Origin of the sequence: Sphingomonas melonis (genome assembly GCF_013409985.1) — a bacterium.
In the GTDB taxonomy this organism is placed as follows: Bacteria; Pseudomonadota; Alphaproteobacteria; order Sphingomonadales; family Sphingomonadaceae; genus Sphingomonas; species Sphingomonas melonis_A.
Genome location: NZ_JACCBY010000008.1, coordinates 111401 through 135981 on the forward strand (window position 1 = coordinate 111401; position 24581 = coordinate 135981).

Annotated in this window: 18 protein-coding genes; 8 read left to right on the plus strand and 10 right to left on the minus strand. The window is 66.6% G+C overall.

Going from position 1 to position 24581, the window contains the following annotated elements:
- Positions 1-3: 3 nt before the first annotated feature.
- Complete coding sequence (locus HD841_RS18835) at positions 4-492, plus strand: RES family NAD+ phosphorylase (RefSeq protein WP_179510440.1); 489 nt, start codon at positions 4-6, stop codon at positions 490-492.
- A gap of 51 nt (positions 493-543) precedes the next feature.
- On the opposite strand, the gene HD841_RS18840 is transcribed toward HD841_RS18835, so the two are convergent.
- The 6 genes from HD841_RS18840 to HD841_RS18865 form a co-directional block, all read right to left on the minus strand.
- A complete protein-coding gene (locus HD841_RS18840) occupies positions 544-1467 on the minus strand; it encodes a glycosyltransferase family 2 protein (RefSeq protein WP_179510441.1) in 924 nt (307 codons plus the stop codon).
- Positions 1464-2381, minus strand: coding sequence for a polysaccharide pyruvyl transferase family protein (locus tag HD841_RS18845; RefSeq protein WP_179510442.1), 918 nt, complete (start codon positions 2379-2381; stop codon positions 1464-1466). Before HD841_RS18845 ends, HD841_RS18840 begins: the two co-directional genes overlap by 4 nt.
- Complete coding sequence (locus tag HD841_RS18850) at positions 2378-3439, minus strand: glycosyltransferase (protein ID WP_373563074.1); 1062 nt, start codon at positions 3437-3439, stop codon at positions 2378-2380. The genes HD841_RS18845 and HD841_RS18850 overlap by 4 nt, the downstream gene beginning before the upstream one ends.
- An 8-nt stretch (positions 3440-3447) precedes the next feature.
- On the minus strand, positions 3448-4398 hold the full coding sequence (locus HD841_RS18855) for a galactosyltransferase-related protein (protein WP_179510444.1): 951 nt from the start codon (positions 4396-4398) through the stop codon (positions 3448-3450).
- A 183-nt stretch (positions 4399-4581) separates the two neighbouring features.
- Complete coding sequence (locus HD841_RS18860; RefSeq protein WP_179510445.1) at positions 4582-5721, minus strand: glycosyltransferase; 1140 nt, start codon at positions 5719-5721, stop codon at positions 4582-4584.
- Entirely contained in the window at positions 5718-7763 is a 2046-nt protein-coding gene (locus HD841_RS18865) for an HAD family hydrolase (protein WP_179510446.1), read from the minus strand. The genes HD841_RS18860 and HD841_RS18865 overlap by 4 nt, the downstream gene beginning before the upstream one ends.
- 123 nt (positions 7764-7886) lie before the next feature.
- Between HD841_RS18865 and HD841_RS18870 the strand changes: the two genes are divergently transcribed.
- The 4 genes from HD841_RS18870 (at position 7887) to HD841_RS18885 (ending at position 12297) form a co-directional block, all read left to right on the plus strand.
- Positions 7887-9557, plus strand: coding sequence for a methyl-accepting chemotaxis protein (locus tag HD841_RS18870; RefSeq protein ID WP_179510447.1), 1671 nt, complete (start codon positions 7887-7889; stop codon positions 9555-9557).
- A gap of 517 nt (positions 9558-10074) precedes the next feature.
- On the plus strand, positions 10075-11301 hold the full coding sequence (locus HD841_RS18875) for a M23 family metallopeptidase (RefSeq protein ID WP_257015784.1): 1227 nt from the start codon (positions 10075-10077) through the stop codon (positions 11299-11301).
- Between the two features lie 4 nt (positions 11302-11305).
- Positions 11306-11671: a bactofilin family protein gene (locus tag HD841_RS18880; RefSeq protein WP_179510448.1), complete on the plus strand. Its 366-nt coding sequence runs from the start codon at positions 11306-11308 to the stop codon at positions 11669-11671.
- Between the two features lie 95 nt (positions 11672-11766).
- A complete protein-coding gene (locus tag HD841_RS18885; RefSeq protein WP_257015785.1) occupies positions 11767-12297 on the plus strand; it encodes a hypothetical protein in 531 nt (176 codons plus the stop codon).
- Between the two features lie 69 nt (positions 12298-12366).
- Here the strand turns inward: HD841_RS18885 and HD841_RS18890 are convergent, their stop codons facing one another.
- A complete protein-coding gene (locus HD841_RS18890; RefSeq protein ID WP_179510449.1) occupies positions 12367-15516 on the minus strand; it encodes a TonB-dependent receptor domain-containing protein in 3150 nt (1049 codons plus the stop codon).
- A gap of 172 nt (positions 15517-15688) precedes the next feature.
- A complete protein-coding gene (locus HD841_RS18895) occupies positions 15689-16711 on the minus strand; it encodes a site-specific integrase (protein WP_179510450.1) in 1023 nt (340 codons plus the stop codon).
- A 1092-nt stretch (positions 16712-17803) separates the two neighbouring features.
- On the opposite strand from HD841_RS18895, the gene HD841_RS18900 reads away from it, so the two are divergent.
- Positions 17804-19222: a sulfatase-like hydrolase/transferase gene (locus tag HD841_RS18900; RefSeq protein ID WP_179510451.1), complete on the plus strand. Its 1419-nt coding sequence runs from the start codon at positions 17804-17806 to the stop codon at positions 19220-19222.
- Between the two features lie 83 nt (positions 19223-19305).
- Here HD841_RS18900 and HD841_RS20890 read toward each other — a convergent pair whose 3' ends face one another.
- Positions 19306-20811 (minus strand): right-handed parallel beta-helix repeat-containing protein, encoded by a 1506-nt coding sequence (locus HD841_RS20890; RefSeq protein WP_179510452.1) that lies wholly within the window; start codon positions 20809-20811, stop codon positions 19306-19308.
- Complete coding sequence (locus HD841_RS18910; protein ID WP_179510453.1) at positions 20808-22094, minus strand: O-antigen ligase family protein; 1287 nt, start codon at positions 22092-22094, stop codon at positions 20808-20810. Before HD841_RS18910 ends, HD841_RS20890 begins: the two co-directional genes overlap by 4 nt.
- Before the next feature lie 363 nt (positions 22095-22457).
- Between HD841_RS18910 and HD841_RS18915 the strand changes: the two genes are divergently transcribed.
- Both HD841_RS18915 and HD841_RS18920 read left to right on the plus strand, forming a co-directional pair.
- Positions 22458-23831, plus strand: coding sequence for an O-antigen ligase family protein (locus HD841_RS18915; RefSeq protein WP_179510454.1), 1374 nt, complete (start codon positions 22458-22460; stop codon positions 23829-23831).
- A gap of 36 nt (positions 23832-23867) precedes the next feature.
- On the plus strand, positions 23868-24575 hold the full coding sequence (locus tag HD841_RS18920) for a polysaccharide biosynthesis/export family protein (RefSeq protein ID WP_179510455.1): 708 nt from the start codon (positions 23868-23870) through the stop codon (positions 24573-24575).
- Positions 24576-24581: the final 6 nt, after the last annotated feature.

Sequence of the window (24581 nt, forward strand, 5' to 3'; positions counted from 1 at the left end):
CCCATGGCCCATGCACTGCACCCGCTCACCGCGCGCTTCTGGCGGATGCTCGGCGTCCGCTGGCAGGGCCAGCCCTTCGACAGCGGCGCGCATCTGACCGGCGGGCGCTGGAACCCGCCTGGCATGGCGGCGCTCTATCTGTCCGCCGATTACAATACCGCGATCCGCGAGATGCATCAGGATCTGGTGCGGCCGGGGACGCTCGTCGCCTATGATCTGGCGGCGGGGGCGATCGCCGACCTGCGCGACGCCGATCCGGCGATCCTCGGCTGCGAGTGGCGTCGCATCTTCAAGCTGGAAGGCGGCATCCCGCCGAGCTGGACGCTGGCGCAGACGCTGCACGACGCCGGGGCGGAGGGGGCGCTGGTGCCGTCGGTCCAGCACCGCGGCGGCACCAATCTGGTGCTGTGGCGCTGGCATGACGCGCGCGTCGCCGGCGCAGGGGCGGCGCTGACGCTGCTCGACCCCGAGGCGGTGCTCACCGGGCGCTAGAGCGACGCCCGGCACCGGGGCGACCGGCGTGACCACGAGCGTGCGTCTTCCCTACGATTCCACGGGTGCCGAAACGCGATCCGCCCCGACCCGGCGGTGCCGCCAATAGCCGACCGCGCCGCGCAGCTTATGGCGCAGGCGGAAGGCGTAGAAGGCGCGGATGCCGGCGTGGGTGGTGACGGGATCGGTGAGGTCGCGGCGCAGATCGGCGAGGTCGCGCAGCAGCGCGCGGCGGATGCGGGGATCGCGCCAGTGCTTGGCGTAGAGCGCACCGTCGCCGAAGCCGTAACCGGCGAGCAGCCGCGTCTCCTCGTCGCGATGGCGGCGGCCGTGATGATGGTCGACGACGAACCGATGGTCGTAGTGCAGCGCGATACCGCAGCGCATCGCGCGGAACAGGAAATCGGTGTCTTCCGCCGCGACGAAGGGCGCGCCGGCGCCGAAGCGATCGTCGAAGCCGCCGACCCGCCGCGGCACGTCGGCGGTGAAGGCGAGGTTGGCGCCCATCACGAAGCCGCCGGGGAAATGACCGGGCGGGCAGGTCATCGGATGATCCTCCAGCTTCACCGTCACCGGCAGGTCGGCGGGATCGCCGAGCAGGATGCGGCCGCCGACGATGACCGGCGCCGCCAGCCCGGCGAACACGCCGGCCAGCGCGACGAAATAATCGGTGTGGAGGACGCAGTCGTCGTCGGTCATCGCGACGATCCGCCCGCGCGCCGCAGCGAGGCCGCGGTTGCGCGCGCGGGCGAGGCCGGGCCGGGCCTCGCGCAGGCGGTGGACAGGGAAGGGCGGCTGCCAGGCGGCGAGCCGGCGCGGCGTATCGTCGCGCGAGCCATTGTCGACCACGATCACCTCGACCGCGAGCGCCGGCGCCGCGGCGGCCGCGCGCACGATCGAGGCGAGCGTCGCCGCCAGCGACGCGCTGCGGTCGCGCGTGCAGATCAGCAGGCTGACGTCGGGGCGCTCGCTCACCGCGCGGCGCGCAACCGGTCGGCGAGCGCCTGCGCCTGCGCCATCGTCGCCGCGGTCGCGACCGGCGCCGAGGCAGGCCAGGCCGCGGCATAAGCGGCGATCTTGCCATAGTCGTTGTCGAGCACGACGTGCGCGATGCCGAGCAGGTCGGCGAGGATATGGCCGTGCAGCCGGTCGGTGACGATCACCTCGCCCTGCGCGAGCAGCCGCAGCCCACGCGCGACGCGGACGGTCGCCTGCGCCTCGCGCGCCGCGATGTCGGTGCCGGCGGGCAGATCGGGGTCGTCGTCGAGCCAGTCGACGACGCGCGCCGATGCGGCGGGCGGTCCGCCATGGTCGCGACGTTCGTCGTCGCTGCGCAACAGCATCAGCAGCGGCACTGCCGGCGCGCCGGGCGGCTGCGGCCCCAATGCGATCGCGGAATCGGGGACGAGATCGACCGGACAGGCGATCCGCGCGGTGGCGAAGCCATGGCTGCGGCGATCGCGCACGTAGAGCGTGAAGTCGGGATGTTCGGCGGCCAGCGCGGCGAACCGCCCCGCCCTGGCGGGATCGCGGAAGTGGATCGACTGCGGCAATTGCACCACCGGCCGATCGCGCACGCTCGCCAGCAGATGCTCGCGGAAGTGCTGATGATGTGGCCAGATATCGCCGAGATTGCCGCCGCCATGCAGGAACAGAATGCCGGTCGGGCACGCCCGCCGGAAGGCCTCGGCGTCGAAATCATGCCATGTCGACACGTAGACAGGTCCACAGCCGGTGATGCGGCGCAGCATGGCGAGCTCGCCGAGCCAGATCGCGCTGTCGCCGACATTGGCATGGTCGGGGAAATCGACCAGCGCATAGGCAGAGCCGGGGCCGACATGCGCCCGATAGCAGGCGTCGAGCACCGCCAGCGATGTGGCGGCGTTCATGCGGCACGCGCGGCGCGATCGGCGCCGGCCGCGCGGTAGAGCGCCTCGCAGCGGTCGAGCCACAGATCGCGGGTGAACATCCGCTCGACCCGCGCGCGCGGGATCGTGCGCGGCACGGCGAGGGCGGTCCCGATCGCTTCGGCGAGCGCCGCGACATCGCCGGCGGGGGCGAAGGCGCCGGCCTCGCCGATCACCTCGCGCGCGGCGCCCTGGTCGAAGGCGGCGACGGGCAGGCCGCACGCCATCGCCTCCGCGGCGACGAGGCCGAACGGCTCGTCCCAGCACGGCGTGAACAGGAACAGCGAGGCGCGGCCCAGTTCCGCCGCGAGCGCGTCGCCGGCGAGGTGGCCGCCGTAGCGCACCGCCGGCCCGAGCAGCGGCGCGACCTCCGCCGCCCAATAGTCGGGGTCCTCGATCGGGCCGAACAGCGTCAGCGGCACGCCGGCACGCAGGGCCGCCTGCGCGGCGAAATGCGGCCCCTTGTTGGGGGTCATCCGCCCGCACCAGACCGCGCTGCCGTCGCCCCGTGCCGCGAACGGCCAGGCGGCGAGATCGATGCCATTGTGCAGCACCGAGGCCTGCACCGGCGCGCCCTCGGGCCACCAGGCGGCAAGCTGCGTCGCCGAGGTGACGGTGAGCCGATGCCCCGGCGTCGCGCTCGCCCGGACGAACCAGTGCAAGGCGTCGTAAGGCGGCACGTGCAGCGAGGTGACGGTCGGCGTCACCGCCGTCCGCCGCGGCTCGATCGCGAACCGGTGCAGGCTGTTGTTGTGGACGACGTCATAGCCGCCGGTCGCGATCCGGTCGCAGGCGGCGGCATAGCCGGCGTCGAGATGCGCGATCAGCGGCGCCGACCCGCGATGCTCGGCCCAGGGAAAGACGCACTCGTAATGGCGTGCGACCACCGGATCGATGGCGAAGCGCGGATCGCTGTCGCCCGAGGCGAACAGCGTCACGTCATGGCCGCGCGCCTGCAACCCCGCGGCGAGCTGCCAGCCATGCGCCTCCATGCCACCCGCGAACGGCTGCGCGATCCGCTGGCGGACGTGCGCCAGCACCGCGATCCTCATGCCGCGGCGAGGCCGAGCGTGGCGCGGGTTGTCCCGGCCGCGTCCGCCTCTGCGGCGCGCGCCTCGAGCAGGCGGATGACGCTGGCGGTATTGGCATAGGGCTGGTGGCTCTGCTGGCCGGTCAGCGCGAGATCCTCGGGGCCGGGGCGGCGCAGGATGCGCACCGGGCGGCCGGCGGTGTCGTCGACCAGCCCCATCAGGCGGAAGGCGTGCAGCCAATGGCCCATGGTGCGATAGCCCCATTTCGCCTCGAACAGTTCGGCGTTGCGCACGACGCTGTCGAGGTGATGGACCGGCGGCATATGGTGCGGGTGATATTGGTGATAGGCGCGGCCGCCCTTGATCCAGGCGATCGGCACGCCGGCCTGGTCGAGCGTCTTGCCGAAATCGGTGTCCTCGCCGCCATAGCCGACATAGCGTTCGTCGAACCCGCCGACGGCAAGGAAGGTCGCGCGCCGCATCGCGAAGTTGAGCGACCAGAAGCAGCGATAGTCGTTGCAGCGCTCGACGCCCTGGGGCGGGGGGCCGCGGCGGTCGGAATGGCGCACGGCGATCCCGGCGAACCGGTCCATCGACAGGTCGGCCTCGGTCGCCCCGCCCGGCAGGTACAGCACTTCGCCCATCAGCAGCGCGTCATGCGTCGCGAGGAAGCCGGCGTAATCGGCGACCAGCTCGGGCGTCGGGATACAGTCCATGTCGAGGAAGACGATCCCCTCGCCCTGCGCCGCGCGCGCCGCGGCGTTGCGCGCCGCAGCGAGCGGCAGCGCGTCGGCGACGACGTGCATCTGGCGGATCGGGAAGGGCGCGGCGGGCAGGTCATAGGCCTCCGCCTGCATCACCGCGACGATCAGCTCGACCGGCAGCTGGCTCTGCCGCGTCAGGCCATGGACCAGATTGACGAGATGGTCGGGCCGCCCCTTGGCGAGCGTGACGACGGAGACGGTCATAGCGGGTTCCATGCGAGAGAGAAGGGCCGGGTTTCGTGAGGTTGGCGGGGTCGCCACAGGATATCCGTCACCCCGGACCCGTTCCGGGGTCCACGGGGCCGCAGGCGTACGGCTTGCGCCCCCGGCCGTTCTCCCCGCCGCGGAGTAGACCCCGAACCACGTCCGGGGTGACGGGCGGGTGGGTCATACGGACTGGCCCTCGGCCGCCGGCGCCGGGCTGACGACGCGCGGCGTCCACAACCGGTCGCTCAGCGCCTCCAGCCAGCGCGCGGCGTCCTCGGCGGGGGTATCGGCGATCATCGCGCGCTGACGCTCCGGGCGATGGCCGGCGCGCGTCTCGGCGAGCGCCGCAGTCCAGCCGCCCGCCGACGAGGGCAGATGCGGCCGCACGCAGGCGACGCCCGCCGCGGCGAGCGCCTCGGCCTTGCGGTGCTGTTCGTCGAAATAGCGCCATTCGGGCACCGCCAGCCACGGCCGTCCCGCGGCGAGGATCTGCTGGCAGGTGGTGTTGCCGGTCGAGGCGATGACGAGGTCCGCCGCGGCGATATGGTCGGCGGCATCGTCGACCCAGCCGCGATGCGCGATATTGGCGGGTTCGGTCGCATGCCAGTCGCGCTGCACCGGGCCGATCGTGATCCAGCGTGCGGCGGGCGTCGCGCGCGCGCCGACGCCGAGCGGCGCGGCCGCGAAACCGCCGCCTCCACCGCCCGCGACGACCAGGATCATCTCCTCGTCGGCTGCGACGCCGATCCGCTGCCGCGCCACCTCGCGCTCGGCCACGCGCGTGTCGACGCCGAGCCCGCCGGCAAACCACGTCTTGGCGCGCATCGCCGCATCCCATTCGGGCTGGGCGAGATCGGCATGGAATGGCGCGAGCAGCCCCGCCGCGCCGTCATAGGCGGCGCGATGGCCGGGATCGCCGCGGTCGCCGTGCTGGAGCACCTTGACGTGCGGCACCGAACAGATGCGCGCGAGTTGCGCGATCTCGGCGGAGACGTCGCAGATCATCAGCGCCGGGTCCACCGCGGCGAACCAGCCGCTGAGCGTCGCCATCGCCTGGCGGATGCCCGGCCAGCCCAGCGGCGCGCAATGCAGCGTGTCGGGCGTCGCCACCCAGTCCATCGTCCCCGCCTCGTCGCCGCCCGGCTCGAACAACGAGGGCAGGCGGACGATCGCGACATGATCGGGCAGCGCGGGGAAGATGTCGTCGCGCGCGCAGAACAGCGTCAGCGGCCGTTCGCGCGGCAGCGCATGGGCGATCGCCGCACAGCGTTCGGCATGGCCGCGTCCCTGATGATGGACGAAATAGCCGAACGGCCTCATGCCGCCTGCGCCAGCGGCGTGGCGGCGGATGCGACGCCCGGCGTGGCGAGGCCGAGCCGGTCGAGCCCCTCGATGATCCCCGCGGCATGATGCGCCCGCGCGCGATGCAGCCCGGCGCGCGGGCGCAGCCCGGCAAGCTCGGCACCGGCATTGCCGACGACGATCGCCTGGCCGCAGGCGGTGAGCATGTCGGCATCGTTGCCGCTGTCGCCCGCCGCGATACACTGGCCGAGCGACCAGCCGTGACGCGCAGCGTAGAAGGCGATCGCCGCGGCCTTGCCGCCGGCGGGCGCGAGCACGTCGATCAGCCGGCCGTGCGAGAAGATCACCCGCGCCGCCAGCCCCGCCCGCGCCAGCGCCACCCGGATCGCGGCGGCATCGTCGGCGGTGCCGAAGAAGCTCAATTTGTGCGGTCCTTCGGTTTCGACCGGCTGCGGCGCGATGCCGAGCGGCGCGAGCGCGCGCACCACCGCGACGCGATCCCAGCCGGCATCGAGCGCATGCGCATAATCGGCGCAGGCGCGCCAGCCGCCGTTCCCGTCGGCGAGCAGCAGCCGCGTGCCGACGTCGACGATATAGGCGTCGGGCTCGGGCAGCTGCCAGCGCGCGAGGATCGCCCGCGCCGCCTCGAACCCGCGCCCGGTCGCGACGACGAAGCCGAGCGGCGACGCCGCGCGCCACGCCGCAAAGGCCGCGGCGCCGGTGCGGCAGCCGGTCAGCGTATTGTCGATGTCGCAGGCGAGCAGCCGCGGCGCGGCGATGTCGCGATAGATCGCGACCGAGGCGGCGGCATAATCGGTCCAGCAATAGGCGCCGACCCGCATCCGGCCGGCGCTGGCCAGCGCGGCGTGGCGGGCGCGGTCGCCCAGGATCGCGCGACAGGCGCGGGCGATGCCGGCATCGTCGCGCGGATCGACCAGCATGCCGTGACGCAGCCGCGCGACGATCTCGGCGGGGCCGCCGTTGCGCGTCGCCACCACCGGCACGCCGGCCGCGGCGGCCTCGATCAGCGTCAGTCCGAACGGCTCGTGCAGCGCCGGATTGACGAACACGCCCCCCTGTGCGGCGCGCGCATAGAGCGCGGTGACATCGGCCGCGTCATGGTGGGGCGGCAGCGCGATCCGCCCGGCGAGCGCCGGGTCCGCGGCGAGCCGGTGCAATTCGGCGAGCACCGCCGCCTCCTCGCCATTGGCATGATCGTGACGCCCGGCGAGGATGACGAGATTGGCCTGCGCGCGCAGCGCCGCATCGCCGGCATAGGCGCGGACCAGCGCGGCGAGGTTCTTCTTGGCGACCGGCCGCGCGACCGCGAACAGGATCGGTCGTTCGGGCCGGTCGAGCCAGGCGCCGAGCCGGTCGGCGATCGTATCGCCGTCGTTGGCGCCGGCCGCCTCGCGATGCGGCACGCCGGGCGGCAGGCAGTGGATGCGTCCCGCCACCGGCACGCCATAGGCGCCGATCTGCCGCTCCGCCTCGTCGCGGGTCGACACCAGGATCGCCGCGGCTGCGGCGATCGCCGCCCGCTCGGCATCGATCCGCGCGTCGAGCCCGTCATCGCCGCGTCCGGTGCCGCCAAGCCCCGTCGCGCGCTTGTCGATACCGAGCGCATGCGGCGTATAGGCGAAGGGGATGCCGAATTGCGCCTGTGCCGCACGCGCGACCGCCGCGGCATCGGCGAAATGCGCGTGGATCACGTCGGGCAATCGCGGCAGCGCCGCCAGATGCGCGCAGAACGCTGCGATGAAGGCGGGCAGCTCGGCATCGAGCGCCTCCTTCTCCAGATAGGCGGGCTCGGCGGTGGCGATCCGGTCGATCGTCACCTTGGCCTCGATCGTCTCGCGCACCCGGGCATGGCAGGGATCGAGCCGCGCATCGGCGAACAGCCGGGTGACAATCGAGACCTGCGCGACATCCTCGCGGCGTGCCTGTGCCCGCGCCGCCTCGATCACATAGGCGATATGACCGCCGGTATCCGCAGTGACCCCATAAGCGACGGGCGGCGGTTTCAGGCAGCCGCCGAGGGCCAGATGCAGAATGAACAAACGACCCCCGTGTTTTCTTCCGAGCGCAACGTTTCTTGATGCAAATTGGTTTCGCGGCGTTCCCGGCGCCCGATCGGGCCGGCCGCGCGGCTATAATGGTCGGATGGGACCGGGGCCGAGACCATGGCGCGTGGGCGGCGGGCGCCGCAGATGCCGGCGATCCAGCGCACGCACCGCGGCGCCGGCATGATGCGCGCCGACCTCGACCGGTTGCGCACGGCAGGGACGCGTGCGCTGACGGCGCTGCTGTGGGGCCTCGCCGCGGTCATCGCGCTCGGCTGCCTCGTGCAGCGGCAATGGGGGATGCTGGCCCCCGCCGCGCTGCTCGCCATCCTGCCGACGCTGCGCGCGGCCGCCGGCCGCAGCGACGCCGCGACCCGGCTGATGCTCGCGGTGACGCTGCCGCTCTATCCCGCGCTGCTGCTCGCGCAATGGGCGGGCGCGCCGTGGCAGGGCGACCTCCACATGCTGGTCTTCGCGGTGCTGGCGACGCTCGCGGTGCTCGGCGACTGGCGCGCGCTCGTCGCCGCGACGCTGGTGATCGCGGTCCATCACCTCGGCGCCGGCCTGCTGCGGCCCGCCTGGATCTCCCCCGCTGGCGCCGACCTGCCGCGCGCGCTGCTCCACACGGGCATCGTCGTGGTCGAGGCGGCGATGCTGATCCCGCTCGCCGTCCGGCTCGAACGGACGATCATTGGCCAGGCGCGCAGCCATGCGGCGGCCGAGGCGGCCGAACAGGGCGCCGCGGCGATCCGCGCCGCGGTCACCGCCGACCAGACGACGGTGCTCGCCGCGCTCGGCGCGGGGCTCGAGGCGCTGTCCGACGGCAACCTCACCCACCGGCTGCGCGACGGCTTCCCCGACCGCTACGAAGGGCTGCGGCGCGACTTCAACGAGGCGCTGCGCGCGCTCGACGCGGCGCTCGCCAAGGTCGCCGCGGCGACCCAGGGCATCACCCACGGCGCCGGCCACGTCCGTCTCGCCTCAGACGCCCTCGCCTTGCGCACCCAGCGCCAGGCCGCCAGCCTGCGCCAAACCGCCGCGGCGATGACGCAGATCACCGCCACCATCGGCACCACCGCGGCGGCCGCGGGCCGCGCGCATGGCGCGATCGCCGGCATGCGCGGCGATGTCGAGCAGGGCGGCGCGGTCGTCGGCCGCGCGGTGGAGGCGATGGGCCGGATCGAGCAATCGTCGCTGCGCATCGCCGAGATCATCAGCCTGATCGACGGCATCGCCTTCCAGACCAACCTGCTCGCGCTCAACGCCGGGGTCGAGGCAGCGCGTGCCGGCGAGGCGGGGCGCGGCTTCGCCGTCGTCGCCTCCGAGGTGCGCGCGCTGGCGCAGCGCTCGGCGGAGGCGGCGCAGGACGTCGGCGCGATCATCACCGCCTCGACGCGCGAGGTCGAGGCCGGCGTCCGGCTGGTGCGCGAGACCGGCACGGCGTTGCAGCGGCTGGTCGCCGGGATCGGCGACGTCGCGACGCTCGTCGCCTCGGTCTCGGGCACCACCGAGCAGCAGGCGCAGAGCCTGCGCCAGATCACCACCACGATCGCCGACATGGACGGCGTCACCCAGCAGAATGCCGCGATGATCGAACAGGCGATCGCGGCCGCGCAATCGCTCGCCGGCGCGGCGGGAGAGCTGGCGCGGCAGGTCGACCATTTCCGCATTGGCACGGAGCCCGGCGCCGAATGCGGCGCGGGGGACGCCGACCGCAGCATCACGCTGCGCCCGCTCTACCGCCCGCGTGCCCCCGTCCACCAGACCGCACTGCCCGCGCCGGCGGCCTAGGCGGGATCGACCGTCAGTCCGCTTCCTCCCCCGCCAGGGGGAGGTGGCGCGCCCGGAGGGCGTGACGGAGGGGGAGGGAAGCGACGTCTTCGGTTGCGCGTCCTCCCCCTCCGTCATGCCTTCGGCATGCCACCTCCTTCTGGCGGGGAGGAACTTTCTCCAAAGCTGAATGTCGATCCGGCAAGCGGGGATCGCCCTTCGATCGCGGGCCGATCGGCGTCGCACGTCAGAAGAAGCAGGATGGTTCGCGCAGAGGCGCAGAGGGCGCGGAGGGGACTTCCCGTGCGGTCGGCCCCTTACCCGTCGGGATGACCGGGCTGCGCGACTTTGCATGATGTCCCTCCGCGTCCGCGGCACCTGTCGCGATGGGCGTGTCGCGCCGTTTTGGCTGCCATTCGTCGCGCAGGGGGACCGTCTCGCCGCGGGGCGTCGCCGGTCGCGACCCCGGCGCGGCCGGCGGCCGGGCGCGCCGGCTATAAAGCTCGATAGGGCCCAGGGTAGAGGAAGCGGGATCGCTTTGAACAAGCCGAAACCGCAGCAGGCGGGGCAGCGCCTCGCTCGCATCCGCATGCGCATACGCCGAAGACTGGCCGATGCCCGCGTGCGGATCGAGGGATGGTTCCCCGATCGCGAATTCATCATGCGCTCGCAGGGGCAGGTGCGCTTCCTCCGCATCACCGCGCGCACGCAGAAGCGGGCGGCGCTCGGCGTGGCGGCGCTGACGCTGGCCTATGTCGGCTCGATCACCACGCTGGCCGTGATCCGCTGGCGGGACTCCTACGACATCGATGCCCTGCTGACCCGCCAGGCGCGCGTCGAAAAGGCCGAGAGCCGCGTCGCCGCCTTTCGCAAAAACCTCGACGGCGTCGCCTCCGACCTGCAACGGCGACAGGACTTCATCGAGAAGGTCACGCAGACCCACCTCGGCCCATTGCCGCGCGACGCCAAGGGCGGCGAAACCGTCACCAACAGCAGCAGCGAGGCGGCGAGGACGATCCGCAAGGTGAGTGCCGTCATGCCCGAGGCCGCCACCCTCGCCCGGACCGAGGCGCGCCAGCTCGCCTTCGTCGAGAATCTGACGCGCTATGCCGACCGGCGCGCCGCGGCCAATGCCGCGATGATGCGCAAACTGGGGGTCAGCCCGCAGATGCTGGCCCCGCGCGATACGGGCGAGGCGATGGGCGGGCCGTTGCTCCCCCTGTCGACCGACGCCGATGGCTCGATCGACCCGCGCTTCGCCCGGCTCGGCGCCAGCCTGTCGCGGATGAGCGCGCTGGACCAGGCGCTGGCGCGCATGCCGCAGGTGCTGCCCGCCAGCATGGATTCGATGTCGAGCGGCTTCGGCTATCGCTCCGACCCGTTCACCCACCATGGCTCGTTCCACCCCGGTCTCGACTTCCGCGGCCCGCTGGGTGCACCGATCTACGCGGCCGCGCGCGGCGTGGTCAGCTTCGTCGGCCAGCGCTCCGGCTATGGCAATTGCGTCGAGGTGACGCACGGCCCCGGCCTCGTCACCCGCTACGCCCATATGTCCGCATTCCACACCCATGTCGGCCAGCAGGTCGCCGCGGGGCAGACGATCGGCGCCATCGGTTCCACCGGGCGGTCGACCGGGCCCCATCTGCATTTCGAGGTGCGGATCAGCGACCGTCCCGTCAATCCTCGCCCATTCCTGGAGGCGCGCAGCCATGTTCCACAGAAAACCAGCCGTCCACCCACCGGTTCAGACACGGGTAGCCACTGACGCCATGAGCAACACCTCCACCTTCTCGATGATCGGCGCCGATGTCGTCATCAACGGCGACGTCTCCGCCACGGCGGACCTGCATATCGATGGCCGCATCCAGGGCGACATCACCTGCACCTCGCTGGTGCAGGGCGCCTCGAGCGCGATGATCGGCGCGATCGTCGCCCAGTCGGCGCATATGGCGGGCACGGTGCGCGGCAGCATCACGGTCAGCGACCTCGTCATCCAGCGCAGCGCGCATATCATCGGCGACGTCAATTACGAGGCGTTGACGATCGAACAGGGCGCCCGCGTCGAAGGCAAGTTCGCCAAGGCCAATGCCGAGGCGCCGGTCGAGACCGGGCCGCTGATGCTCGAAGGCGAATGAGGCGGGCGGGGCGGTAGCGCCGCCCCCCCCCTGACACCGCTTCCTGCCGCCGTCATACCGGCCCCCGGCATTTGGGGCTTGGCGGCGAATCGGCGATGATTCATAGAATCGCGATGCCGATCCGTGCCGAGAACCGCTGGCTCTATCCGATCGACTGGCCGCAGGTGTCGCGGGCGATCCGCTTCGTGCGCGCCGGCGCGCGCTGCGAGCGCTGCCGCCGGCCGCATCGCCGCCATGTCGCGCATCTCGGCGACGGGCGCTGGTGGGACGGCGAGGCGCGCGGCTGGCGCGACGGCGACGGCAGGCGCGTCGCGCTGCGCGGCGTGGCGCTGCTCGCCGGGGTGCGCACCACCTATGTCGTGCTCGCCTGCGCGCACCTCGACCATGATCCCGGCAACAATGCCGCCGCCAATCTCGCCGCGCTGTGCCAGCGCTGCCACATGCTCCACGATGCCGCCGAACATCGCTGGCAACGCTGGTGGAACGCCTTTCGCCGGCGCGCCATCCGCGACCTGTTCGAGGACCCGCCGCTCACCCGCCGGCGGCTGATGCGCGACCAGCCGCCGCGCCGCGGTGTCGACACGTCGAGGCGTCGACGCAGGGACGGGGTGCGGCAGGGGGGCTGAGGCGCGTGGCGGTGCCCGATGCGGGAGGGGGGCGCAGGAGATCGCAGCGGCGACCTCCTGCGTCGGCTCTTACATTTTGACGGAGAATCCGACGTACATGAAGCGGCCGATATTGTCGTAGATCGCGCCGTCACCCACGCCGAGCTGGCCGTATGGCGGCTTCTTGTCGGTCAGGTTGTCGACGCCGGCGTAGAGGCGGAACTGCCGGCTGACGTCCATCGAACCGCGCAGCGCATGGTAGAAGACGTGCGGATAATAGACCCGATCGGCATAATAGGGATCGAGCGCCGCGACGCCGTTGGTGTCATGCTGGGCTTCCCAGTCGGTGATCGACTGACGGCCGATGAACCGCATCTGATAGCCGAGCGTGAACGCGCCGCGGCTGTAGTCCGCCGATGCGTTGAAGCTGTAGATCGGATCGCCCAGCTCCCCCTTGATCCGCTGCGGCTGCGCCGGATTGTCGAGGTAGGGGAAATCGGTGCGATCGCGGACCCAGTTGCCGATGAAGCGCAGCGCCAGCTTGTCGTCGCCCAGCAGCGCATGGCTGTAGGAGACGTCGAGATCGATGCCCTTGGCGCTCAGCGCGGCGAAGTTCAGCGTGCTCTGCAGGAGCGCGGTCTGGGCGAACTCGCTGTTGGCCTGACGCGGGTTGATCAGGCGGCAGAACTGGTTGTCGAGCGAGGCACCGTCATAGCAGCCATCGAGGATCTGCTGCGCGTCGACCTGCTGGATCACGTTGCTGATCTTGATGTCGTAATAGTCCGCCGTGATCGCGAGACCGGGCAGGAACGACGGCTGCACGATGACGCCATAGGTCCAGCTGCGCGACTTTTCCGGCGACAGGTTGGGGTTGCCGCCCGACAGGAACTGGGTGCTGCCGGCCCGCGCGGTGTTGTTGATGAAGTTCGCGGGCACGCCGGCCGCCGCGCAATTGGCCACGCGCCCGGCGCGGCCGGTGTTGATGAAGTTGGCATCGCAGGGATCGTCGAGCAAATCGAAATTCTGCGACTGCGACGCGTAGAGGTCGCTGAGCGTCGGCGCGCGAACCGCCTTGGCGTAGCTGACCCGTGCCTTGATGTCGCGGATCGGCGCATAGATCGCGCCGGCGTTCCAGGTCCACACGGTCCCGGCCGAGCCCTTGTAATCGGCGACCCGCACCGCGCCGTTCACCGTCAGCTCTTCTGCAAAGCGGGCGTTCTTGAGCAGCGGCAGGTTCAACTCGCCATAGGCTTCCTTGACCGCGAACGAGGGCGGGTTGAAGTCGGGGATGGCGTTGAGGAACGTCGCACCCGACTTGACCAGATCGTCATAGCCATAGGACGCGGTCTCGCGCCGGTATTCGCCGCCCAGCGCGAACTGGACGGGGCCGCCCGGCAGCTCGAACAGCTGTGAGCTGTCGCCGACCACGTTTGCGGTGACGTCGAACTCGGTCGCCTTGCCGCGCCGCTGCGAGTTGGTGTTGATATAGTTCAGCGCCGCCTGGCTCGGCGCGCCATCGCCGAGCACGTTGATCGGCACGCAGTTCGGATCGGTGACCGTGGTCTGGTTGATCCGGCAGACGATCTGGCCGCCCGCGTTGCGCGTCGCATCGACCGCATTGTAGAAATTCTGGTTGATGCGGTTGTTGTAGAAGGTCGAGCGCGTCCGGAACTCGCCGTAATTGACCGAGACGTCGTACTTCCAGTCGTCGTTGAACGTGCCTTCGACACCGCCGACGATCCGGTAGGTGTCGCGACGGTCATATTCGTCGCGCGTGCCGAAATCGTTGTTGTTGCGGTTGAGGCGGAAGAACTCCGCACCGGCCGGCAGCAGCGAACGGATCGTCGCGGCTGCGCCGGGCTGCAGATACGGATTGTCGAGCGAGATCGGGATGCCGATCGTCTGGCTCTGGAAGCCGCCGACGGCCGCGCGCCGACCGCCGGCATCGAGCGCAATGGTCCCCTGCTCGCCGCCCTGGGCGAAGGTCGGGGTGCCCTGGTTGAAGCTCTCGACGCGGACGAACTTGGCCTCGAAGAACGGCTTGAACGCGTCGGACACGTCGTAATGGCCGAGCACGTTGGCCACGTAGCGCTTCAGCGAGGGCTGGAGCGTGCCGCGGTCGTTCAGGATGGCGCCGTCGCCGCCATTGTTGTTGTTGGAGCCCGCCGGGCGGAAGTCGGTGCCGTAATTATATTCGTACAGCGCACCGTCCGGCCGGAAGCCGAACACGCGCGGCGCGCCGTTGGGCAGGCAGGCCCCAGCTGCGCCGGTACCGCAGGCGGAGAGGCTGCTGCCGTTGTAGGCGATGAAATTGCCGCCATTGTCGTAGCCGAAGCTCCGCACCCGATCGAGATAGGTACGGTTCGGGATCGTATTGTCGAGCGCGGGGCGATCGACCAGCTGGAACTGCCGGCGGCCGGTGGTCGCGCCGGTCAGATTGGGCCGGTCGGCATAGGTGACCAGGTCCGACTTGTTGTACTCGAGGCTGGCGGCGATGTTGCCGCGGCCGTCGGCGAAATTCTTGCCGTAGGTGCCGGCGAGGCGATAGGTGCCGCGGTCGCCCTTGCTGCTGATCCCCGACTGACCATTGAGCGTCAGACCGTCGAAGTCGCGCTTCAGCACGAAATTGACGACGCCCGCCATCGCGTCCGACCCGTAGACGGCGGACTGGCCGCCGGTGACGATGTCGACGCGGTCGAGCAGATCGGTCGGGATCGTGTTGGTATCGACCAGGAAATCACCCTCGGACGAGGTGATGTGGCGGCGCCCGTTGACCAGCACCAGCGTGCGCGTGACGCCGAGGCCGCGCAGATCGAGGAGGTTGAGGCCCGACGTGCCGATGAACTGGGTCGAGCTCGCCTGGCTGTAGGTCGAACGCAGCGACGGCAGGTCGTTGAGGACGTCGCCCACCGCGATCGCGCCGGTGCGGGTCAGATCGGCGACGCCGAGCGTGGTCACCGGCGCCGGCGAGTCCAGCGTCGGGCGCGCAATACGCGATCCGGTGACGACGATGTCGCCGCCATCGGCGCCCGTGCCCTGTTCGGCGGGGGCGACGTTCGCATCCGCCGGCGAGGCGCCCGGCGTCGCCTGATCGACCGCCGCGCTGGCGGCCGCACCGGTCGGCGTGTTGTCGCTCGCCGTGCCCGCGGCGTTGGTCGTCTGGGCGTAGGCGGGAACCGCGAGGGCGGAGAGAAGGATCAACGACGAGGAAAGCAACTGCCGACGATAGGTCCGGATCATTCTGTGGTCCTGTAGGGAATGGGGCACATGGGGCAGCGGTGCTGCCAAGTGCGTCGCCGGTAACCCCTTGGACTGCTTTACGAAACTGTCACCGCCCGCGGCGATGGGATTTTGCCCGGCCTGTGACGAAATAGCAACAATGCTGCCCTAAGCCTGTTGGCGTGCCGCGGCGCTACAGGAAGCGCTGGCCGGCATGGTCGCGGAACAGCTCGGCGTTGCGGACGTAATCGGACAGCACCTGCACCGATTTGTGGCGGCTGACCTCTTGCAGCTTGAAGATCGTCGCGCCCTGCGCCGCGCCCTCGGTCAGGAAGCCGGCGCGCAGCGAATGGCCGGCGAATTGCGTCGGGTCGTAGCCCGCCGCGGCGGCATGATGCTGGACGAGCCGGGCGATCGCCCGATCCGACATGGCGTCCGCGGTCAGCGCGTCGCTGCGCGACAGCCGGCGGAACAGCGGCCCGGAGTCATGCCCCGCCGCGGCCATCCAGGCGAGCAGCAGCGCCTTGGGCCGGATGCGCGAGCCCTCCGGAATGGCGATCACCGCGCCGGCGCCGGCGCGATCGGTCTTCGAGCGCGCGATCGTCAGCCGCAGCCCTTCCGGCACCAGCGCGACATGATCGACGGTGAGCGCGACGATCTCCGACCGGCGCAGCGCCGCGGCCATGCCGACCGCAAGGATCGCGCGATCGCGCAGCGCGCGCAGCCCGTCGCCTTCGATCGTGGCGAGCATATTGCGCAGTGCGGCGGCATCGGCGGGCTGTTTGCGGCGCTTGGCCCCGCCATGTTCGGCGCGGATTCCGGCGAGCACCTCGGCGAGCCGCCCGGCGGTGGGCAGGGCGGTCGGTGCGGGATGGCCGCCGGCGCGATGATAATGGCCGATCGCCGCGATCCGCCGGCCGATCGTCGCCGGATTGAGCCCGCCGACCGCCTGATCGCTGGCGAACACCGCCACGACCTCCGGCGTCGCCGGCAGCGCGACGAGCGCATGCGCCGCGCACCAGGCGGTGAAGATCGCCCAGTCCGATTCATACGCCCGCCGCGTCGCCCCGGCGCGCGCGGCGCGCGCATAAGCGGCCGCCTGCTCGATCTTTTCGTTGAGGATAGCGGGAAGCGCCGGCTGCTCGGCCGCGAGCGCAACGGGCACCGACGCGGCTGGATCGACCGAGGGGGCGGCGGGGCGTCGGGGAGCAGCCATGGTGGGGCTGTGCCATGGCGGATGGCGGTGCGCTAGGGCTATGTCCGAGAATCATGGTTATCGGACACAGAGATCTGTTCCGTCAACGGCCTGCTGGAACAACGGCATCCCCTGTGTGCATGCCAGCACCGCAGTTTGCTAGGCTATCGACGATGTGCAAAACCATCCGCCCACCAAAAACTACGCCAGATGCCTCATCTCGACTTCGTTCATATAAATAGGCGTGGGGATTTCCATATTAATCAGATATAAATACGTCGCGATCGGCCTGGTGTTTGTCAATATATGACCATCAGTGGATGTATATTCGGTTTAGCGAATCTATCCAATACGTCTGCGCGTATTATATTTTGATCCTGCCGGATATAATTACCGAACAGGATTACAGTTCGATAGGTTACGGTTACAAAGAGACCTTCACCAACATCTCTCCCTGAACTGAATCTAATAATGGCTAAAGCGGCGGGGGTGGCCGACTAGGCACTCAACGTGGTGCTGTGAGCGCTACGCCTCGGCGACTTCACGTTGCTCCTCCGCCTCTTCACCTGTATTCGGGGGAACTTTGGTAACGTCGACGTTATGCTCGCCGTTGTACAAGCGGCCGGACACATGAGCTATGCCTACATGTGTACATAGTTCGGTGGTCAGCGACATTAAAGGCTGCCCGCTTGGCGCACTTCACCGGATCAACCCGCTGATTTCCTGTCACTGCCCTTTCTAATTGCCCTTTTGTCATCTCACATGAGGGAAACTCGGTCTTGCGGTTAAAACACCTCCTCGGACAGCCGGACTGATCAGCCGTCTGACTTTCAAATGAGACACCGCCACGGCATCTTATCCTGATGCCTAAGAGGAACACGACACAATTGCAGTTGATCATTCCCGGGTAGTCCGAGCAAAACGCGCAGCCGACCGACGGCACCGGACCACACGCTCCACCTAGCGCCACTCCGTCCGCAACGGCGACTACCGTGTCCGGGGTACGCCACACCCCGTTGCCATCCCCGCAGTCCTCAAGCATTACACCGGGGAACCTGCATCAGAGCGGCGACAGACGAGTAGCCGCCAGTTCTTCGAGGAAACCAGGCATCGATGATGAGCAATTCTTCGTTCTATGCCAGCAAGGTGCGCATTATAAGCTGGGCATCGAAATTTCCCCTAGCAGTAAGAAGTCCATTACTGTTCTTTGTGCCTGTCAACGTACTCCGCGCTATTCTAATGCATATTTCTGGGGATCCGACCCTATTTAATATAGATTATGCTCTCATTCTAGTAATTCCTTATTTTATGGTTAGAAGGGGCACTGATAGACGGTACACGACTGCTGTATCTATCACTCTTTTTCTCATTGCCGTGTCCTTTGATGCGGTTGGTTTTTTTGGACGCCTGTACCGGTGGGGGCCAGATTTTTACGATAGCTACTTGATGGGTTTGAACGACCTTCCGTGGTTCGTAATTGCTCCTTTATTGTTTATGGGCGTTGCGGTTTTTTCTCTATTTTGCGTACCACTTTTAGGTATGCGTTTTGAAAAGGCCGATGTCCTATCCGCGACCCTGATCTGTATTGTGATTGGGATGTGCGACATCTATATTGAACGGTCGACGCGCAAAGACCTAGATAGCGAGAAAAATGTCCTCACGTCTCCGACAAAATTCGCCTTTTCAAATTACATGAGAGCGGTTGTCGCAGGTCATTCCGTAAGGAGCCTGACCGAGCCAACCATGGATCACATCGTCAGGGTAACGGCACCGCCACAAATACTATCGGTTTCGCTTGAGTCGCTGGGACTCCCGATTTCGAAGACTGGCTTAGCTGAACTCGTCCAGCAACCGCTTGAAGAACTAACCAAATCATACAGCATAACTGTTGATAACAACAACTTTTATGGATCAACATTGCAAGGTGAAATGCGCGAACTATGCTCCTTGAACGTCAACGGAAACCCATCTAATCCTAAAATCGCAAGATACTTTTCGGATTGCCTGCCGAGATTCTTGTCGAGCAAAGGATATTCGACTTGGGCATTCCACGGAAACGGCGGAGAAATATACAATAGGAAGAATGTCTACCCTCTCATTGGATTCCGGCATGCCGTCTTTTATAATGACATGGCATCGTTACAAAACATTCACCCTTGCGAAAAGACTCCCTTTCGGGGGGTTTGCGATCATGACATGTATGTACGCGCCCTGAGCCTATTCAACGGCTCTCGACGGTTCGTGCATATCATGACACTCGACACCCATCTTCCTGTTTATCCAACCACCCCGTCCGAGTGTACACGGAGCTTCGGGGACAACGAGAGTCTGTGCGGGTACAGCAAGGCAATCATGCGGTCGCTTCACGATTTATCGAATGTGATCCTCCGCTCCAAGGAAAAGCCCGATTTGATATTCATTTATGGCGACCATGCGCCGCCTTTCTTTTCCGCATCGACAAGGCAGTTCTTTGACGGAAAGCGAGTGCCGTTCGTAATGCTTAACCGGAAGGATGAAGGTCGCGGACGCTAGTGCCCACGCGCGTGCATTACTGTTTAATCGTGGAGCTTAGGTGACATCAAAGAGTGCGCCGCCCCGTTCGCCGAGGATTCGATCTACAATGCGCGCCCTGTGGGGCCGCCGATCCGCTGATTGTTCTGCACGATGATCCCGGCGGCATCCGAACTTTGCCGGACCCAGAGTGAATCGTTTGCAACATCATAGCCGCGACGCTCCATCCGATTCTCTTTAACAATACAATCGCGGCTGCCATTGAATATCACGATCATTGGAAGTCCGTCCTTGCCCCCTTCTGAGCGCATCACATTGTGCTCTATTTTCACATCCCGGGCATGATCGATCTGAAACAACTGCGCCGTTCCCATTGCGGTCAGACGATTTCTGACGATATCGACATGCCTGGCTTTGATCACAAACGCGCCTGAGGTCGACAGATCATTCCCGATGATCGTCACGCCGTCGGCAGCCTCAATGAAGAGCCCAACGAGCGGTGCGCCCGTCACTTTGTTGTCGACGATCCTGCACCCCTTCACTACCCTAGTATTAGAGATGGCGATCGGCGTGCCGAGGCTGCCGACGAACTGGTTGCCCTCGATTGTCGCATCGTCGGCACCAACGATCTCGACGCCCGGCCCGGTACAATCCACAAATCTGTTGTTGCGGATCCGGCAAGTGTCGCCCCACCCAGATAGCGAAATGCCCATGCCGTTGACCGGCGCCGTCTTCGTGACCGTCGTCCCCTCGACGACAATATTGCGATACCGGTAGACGCGCGCTCCATCTCCGTGGTTCTGAATTTCGACGCCCATCCGCCCGGGCTCGAACCAGCAATCCTTGATCGCTAAGCCGGCCAGACCGGCGATGCCGTCAGCCGCGACAGGACTTTTGTCCACCACGATCGAGATGCAGTTGTGCTGCGAAACGGCCTTGTCCCGCACGCTGATCTTGACCCGAGTGAAGCAGATATTGCGCAAGTTGCAATGGTATGACTGAATGGCGGGGCCATCGTTCGTGGTTTGCAGCAGCCAAAGATCTGCCAAGTGGAAATTGGCCACGGACGGGAGGCTGAAGATCGCGCCACCACCGACGACTTGGGTCGTCCAGTCTTGTCCTCTGATCGTGAGACCGTCTCGCTCCGGCAGAGCGAAACCACCCGGCAAGCGGAGATCGATCGTCCCGGCCGGCAAAACCACGGTCTGCGACAGCGCGAGCGCCTCACGCAACGCCGCGGCGTTGCTCGCGGCGCGGCCGTCGGCCAATCCCACCCGCATCCCCACCGTCGTGAGATCGAGCGCCTCCTGCGGCTCCAGACGAAAGATGCGACCGTCCTTTGTCCGAAAGGTGCTTAACGGACGTTCCGAATGCTCCGCCCCGCCGATCGCCGGATCATAACGATAGGTAGCGGATCCCACCCCCGCCTCGGCGAAACCAGTCGTGGTAATCTGATCGACATGCGCCGGGATATCAATCGCCGCTCCGCGTGGAAACAAACCGATCGTCATCGGCGCCCGCGCCTGGCAGCTACTCGACAGGCCGAAGGCGGCAATCGCTCCAGCCACGACGTTGCGCCGCGTCAGGTCATGCAGCTGGCGCCGGCTCACGCCGCCAGTCCGTTGGCCGTTAGCCCCGCCACGCCCGGCGCGGATGCATCTGCCGTCGTAATGCGGTACACTAGCCAGCCAATTAAAAAAGCCGACCCGAAGAACAGGTTGATGCTTGCCAATCCGACGTTCACCATCAGATTGGTAACGAGCGCACAGGTCACCCAGCAGTCAAAGATCGAGTTGCCAGGAAATCCGCGCACGACCCGGATGAACAAGCGCAGCACGAAGCCGCCCAGCAGCAGGAAGCCAAGCACCCCCATTCGATAGAGCGCGTCGACGAAGGCGTTGTGGGATCCTACATAGATGAAGCCCGGATCGTCCTCGGTGAGGATTGTCACGTCGGCGGCATTAAGCCCGTAGACCGGACGGATCGTCTCGGTTCCGAAGCCGACGCCGGTGCCGCCACTCTCCCACACCCGGTCGAGCGCGTCACGCCAGAAGAACAAGCGGATACCTGTGTTGGGGTCAAGCTTCCATATCGTTTGTGCGAAGGCAGCTGCAACGAACGGTACCACGACGAACAGACAGAGGAACATCAACGTCAATTTCAGCCGTTCTCTGGGTAAGACCATCAACACCAACAGCATCATTAGCACAATACCAGCTTGCGCAGATGACGACGTGATGAGAAGAATAAAAGCCGCGATCAACTTGGTCATCCAAGGCACGTGATCCGCGTGTAGAATTCGGCGAACGAAAATGAACGCCATGATCATCATATTATTGACGAGCTGAGCTATACCAGCGAATTGCCGCTCCGCCTCGGCACCAAAATAGGAAGACGGGTAGGCAAAATCATATAGTTTTGCAGCACAAGCAATCAAAAAAATGGCAGTTTCAAGCCGCGTAAACGTGGCATTGCCGGCGTCAACTCGCTCATGATATGCGGCGAACCCCGCAATGACGAATGGCAGCATGACGGCATAAGCCGACTGCTGGGGAATTGCCTCGCGAGAATACATTAGCGTGATACCGCGGTCGAGCACGCCCATATAGGAAAGGCCAATGTACACCACGGCTAGGCATGACAGGAGTATCAATGGTGTCTGAATATAGCGACGACCATAGCTGATACCGTATGCAGTCAACATTCCAAGGGCGATCAGCAGCGGCCCGGTACCTAAGTTACGGACATAGCCGAACAAGCATATATAAATGAATGGCAGCAGAAGCCACAGCGCCTGATTGACTTCTTCCCGGCGCCGAACCTCGGTATTCGCGGCAATGACGCCGCCCTGCTTGCTCCAGCGGCCCGGAAGATTATCTTGAAAGCGCATCATTCGTCCATTCCACGCACGGGCAGGTTGCATTCATAGGTCGACGGTCGGCACAGAATACCAGCCGCGGTGCTCACCCATCGCCGGGATGGTCTTGCTTCGTCGGCACGGCAGGCCTATCGTGACGTATCGTATATTAAGGACCTTGCGGTGATTGATTATCTGCAAGCCGGCCTGTTCTGGTCGCTGACCCTAGTCTTTCTGTTTCGGTTTGCGCCGCGCAGCCAAGGCCGCTTTGGCACCAAGACGATGCGATAGCGCATGGACCACGTCGGCCTAATTGACTAGCGTCATTTTATGCCCAGTGGACATGCTACACCCTCCGGATCCAGGAGACACTCCCGCACACGTCGCGCCAAGCCCGCGTTGCGCGTCGATTTGCGGTTCGGCCCATTTCCGATTGTGGCGGCGCTGTTTGTGGTGTGTGCGCTTGGTGGAGGATCGTCACGCATCGACAGCCTGTCGCTGCTTTATCTGAGGCCTATGGCGGTCGCCGCGCTCGTTGTCCTCCTGTTCCTGTCCCGTCGCGCCGACCTCCGGTCGGTACGCGTGCCGCTCACGCTTCTGACGGTGCTGGCGGGATGGATGGCCGTCCAGTTGATCCCGCTGCCGCCCGCCGTCTGGTCCGCGCTGCCGTTCCGCGCCACGATCTTGCACGGCCTGCAGGCCATCGGCGTGGAAGCGGGCTGGCGCCCCGTTTCGCTGACGCCGGACCTTACGCTCAACAGCCTGATCGCGCTGGTTGTCCCTGCCGCGCTGCTGATCGGGAGTTCCAGCCTGTCAGCGCGCCAGCAGATCTGGCTAACGGTCATCGTCATCGCCGCGGCGGCGGCCAGCATCTTCGTCGAGGTCGCGCAGGTCGCGGGCGGCCCGGACAGCCCCTTCTACCTTTATGCGGTCAGCAATGTCGGCACCCCCAGCGGTCTGTTCGCCAACCGTAACCATCAGGCCGCGTTCCTAGCCTGCGTGCTACCGCTACTCGCGGTCACCGCCCACCCCCGCCTTAGCGGCCGCCATGCGCTGCCGCTTGCCTGGGGATATTTGGGCTTTGCCCTGATGGCGGTGATCGCGGTTGTCGCCACCGGATCGCGGACGGGATCCCTCATCGCCGCAGTGCTGCTGATCTACACGCTCTTCACCAGCATCAGCTATGTCTTCCCCAACCCGAAGCATCGCCGCGTCGTAACAGCAGCGGCCGCGCTTGGCGGTATCGCTCTGCTTATTGGCATGGTGTTGCTTGGTCGGGCCACGTCCTTCGATAGACTTGCCGGTTTCGATGCGGCGTCCGAACAAAGGCTGAAGGCGCTACCCACGCTCCTTAAAATGCTCGAACAGTTCACCCTTACCGGCACCGGCTTCGGATCGTTTGATCCTGTGTTCAGAATCATGGAACCGGATAGCCTTCTCCACGCAACCTTCTTCAATCACGCGCATAATGACTGGCTTGAACTGGCTATCACGGGCGGAATACCGGCGCTTGTCGTGCTAGCCGTGTTTTGTGTCTGGGTGATACGCAACACGATCATGCGCTTTCGGCAAAGATCCTCGCCGATGACAATCCTAGGACGAGCCGGTGGCCTTATCGTGCTGGTACTTGGTGCCGCTAGTTTAACGGATTATCCGTTACGCACTCCATTGCTATCGGCACTGCTTGCTTTGGCAGTCGGCTGGCTCAGCCGAAGCCCTGACCAAGAAGATAGCAGCAAGGGCAACGTTGCCAACGCCCACCTCTCGGCCTAGTGCGCTTTTTAAACGCAGCGTAAGGTTTATGCGGACATGAAAATCTTGTTACGGTTTGGGCCGCTTATGGCCCTTGCCCTGCCAGGCTGTGCGAGCAGCGATCGGCTGGTTGGCCGGCCTGACCTGCAAGTCGTCCCTGGCACAGAGTTTCCGGCCCCCACCCAAAGCAGCGCCAATTATGGCATCCGTCCGTATGTCATTGCGCCAAGTGACAAAATCAGCGTTGTCGTGTTCGGAGCAAGCGAGCTTAGTCGGACTGTCGTCACCGATCCGAACGGTCAAATTTCCCTTCCGCTTGTCGGTACCATCGAGGCTGCCGGCAAGACGCCCGCCGAGTTGTCCGCCCTCGTGGCGAGCCGGCTACGGCGTTACGTTCGCGACCCTCAGGTCGAGGTCAATCCTGATACCATCAATCAAAGCGTCGTCGTTGAAGGCGAAGTGCGCCTGCCTGGCAGCTTTCCGGTCACCACGCGCATGACGTTGCTGGGCGCCGTTGCCCGCGCGCAAGGTCTCACCGAAGCCGCGAATACGAACTATGTCGTCGTATTCCGTCGTATCGGCCAGCAGGACATGGCTGCCCTATATGATCTACGGGCTATCCGTCAGGGCATCTATCCGGACCCTGAAATCTACGCAAACGACACAGTATCAGTCGGCGAGTCCAGAGCCCGTCGCGTATTCCAGCTCGCGTTCCAGACGGCAGCGCTGCTGACCGCGCCCCTCGTAGCCGTGATCAATCGGTAAGGCCAT

Bases quoted from the DNA above. Each gene is read 5' to 3' on its own strand.
- HD841_RS18835 (WP_179510440.1), top strand. From the start codon at position 4: ATGGCCCATGCACTGCACCCGCTCACCGCGCGCTTCTGGCGGATGCTC.
- HD841_RS18845 (WP_179510442.1), bottom strand. From the start codon at position 2,381: ATGAACGCCGCCACATCGCTGGCGGTGCTCGACGCCTGCTATCGGGCG.
- HD841_RS18855 (WP_179510444.1), bottom strand. From the start codon at position 4,398: ATGACCGTCTCCGTCGTCACGCTCGCCAAGGGGCGGCCCGACCATCTC.
- HD841_RS18860 (WP_179510445.1), bottom strand. From the start codon at position 5,721: ATGAGGCCGTTCGGCTATTTCGTCCATCATCAGGGACGCGGCCATGCC.
- HD841_RS18870 (WP_179510447.1), top strand. From the start codon at position 7,887: ATGGCGCGTGGGCGGCGGGCGCCGCAGATGCCGGCGATCCAGCGCACG.
- HD841_RS18880 (WP_179510448.1), top strand. From the start codon at position 11,306: ATGAGCAACACCTCCACCTTCTCGATGATCGGCGCCGATGTCGTCATC.
- HD841_RS18885 (WP_257015785.1), top strand. From the start codon at position 11,767: ATGATTCATAGAATCGCGATGCCGATCCGTGCCGAGAACCGCTGGCTC.
- HD841_RS18890 (WP_179510449.1), bottom strand. From the start codon at position 15,516: ATGATCCGGACCTATCGTCGGCAGTTGCTTTCCTCGTCGTTGATCCTT.
- HD841_RS18895 (WP_179510450.1), bottom strand. From the start codon at position 16,711: ATGGCTGCTCCCCGACGCCCCGCCGCCCCCTCGGTCGATCCAGCCGCG.
- HD841_RS18900 (WP_179510451.1), top strand. From the start codon at position 17,804: ATGATGAGCAATTCTTCGTTCTATGCCAGCAAGGTGCGCATTATAAGC.
- HD841_RS18910 (WP_179510453.1), bottom strand. From the start codon at position 22,094: ATGATGCGCTTTCAAGATAATCTTCCGGGCCGCTGGAGCAAGCAGGGC.
- HD841_RS18920 (WP_179510455.1), top strand. From the start codon at position 23,868: ATGAAAATCTTGTTACGGTTTGGGCCGCTTATGGCCCTTGCCCTGCCA.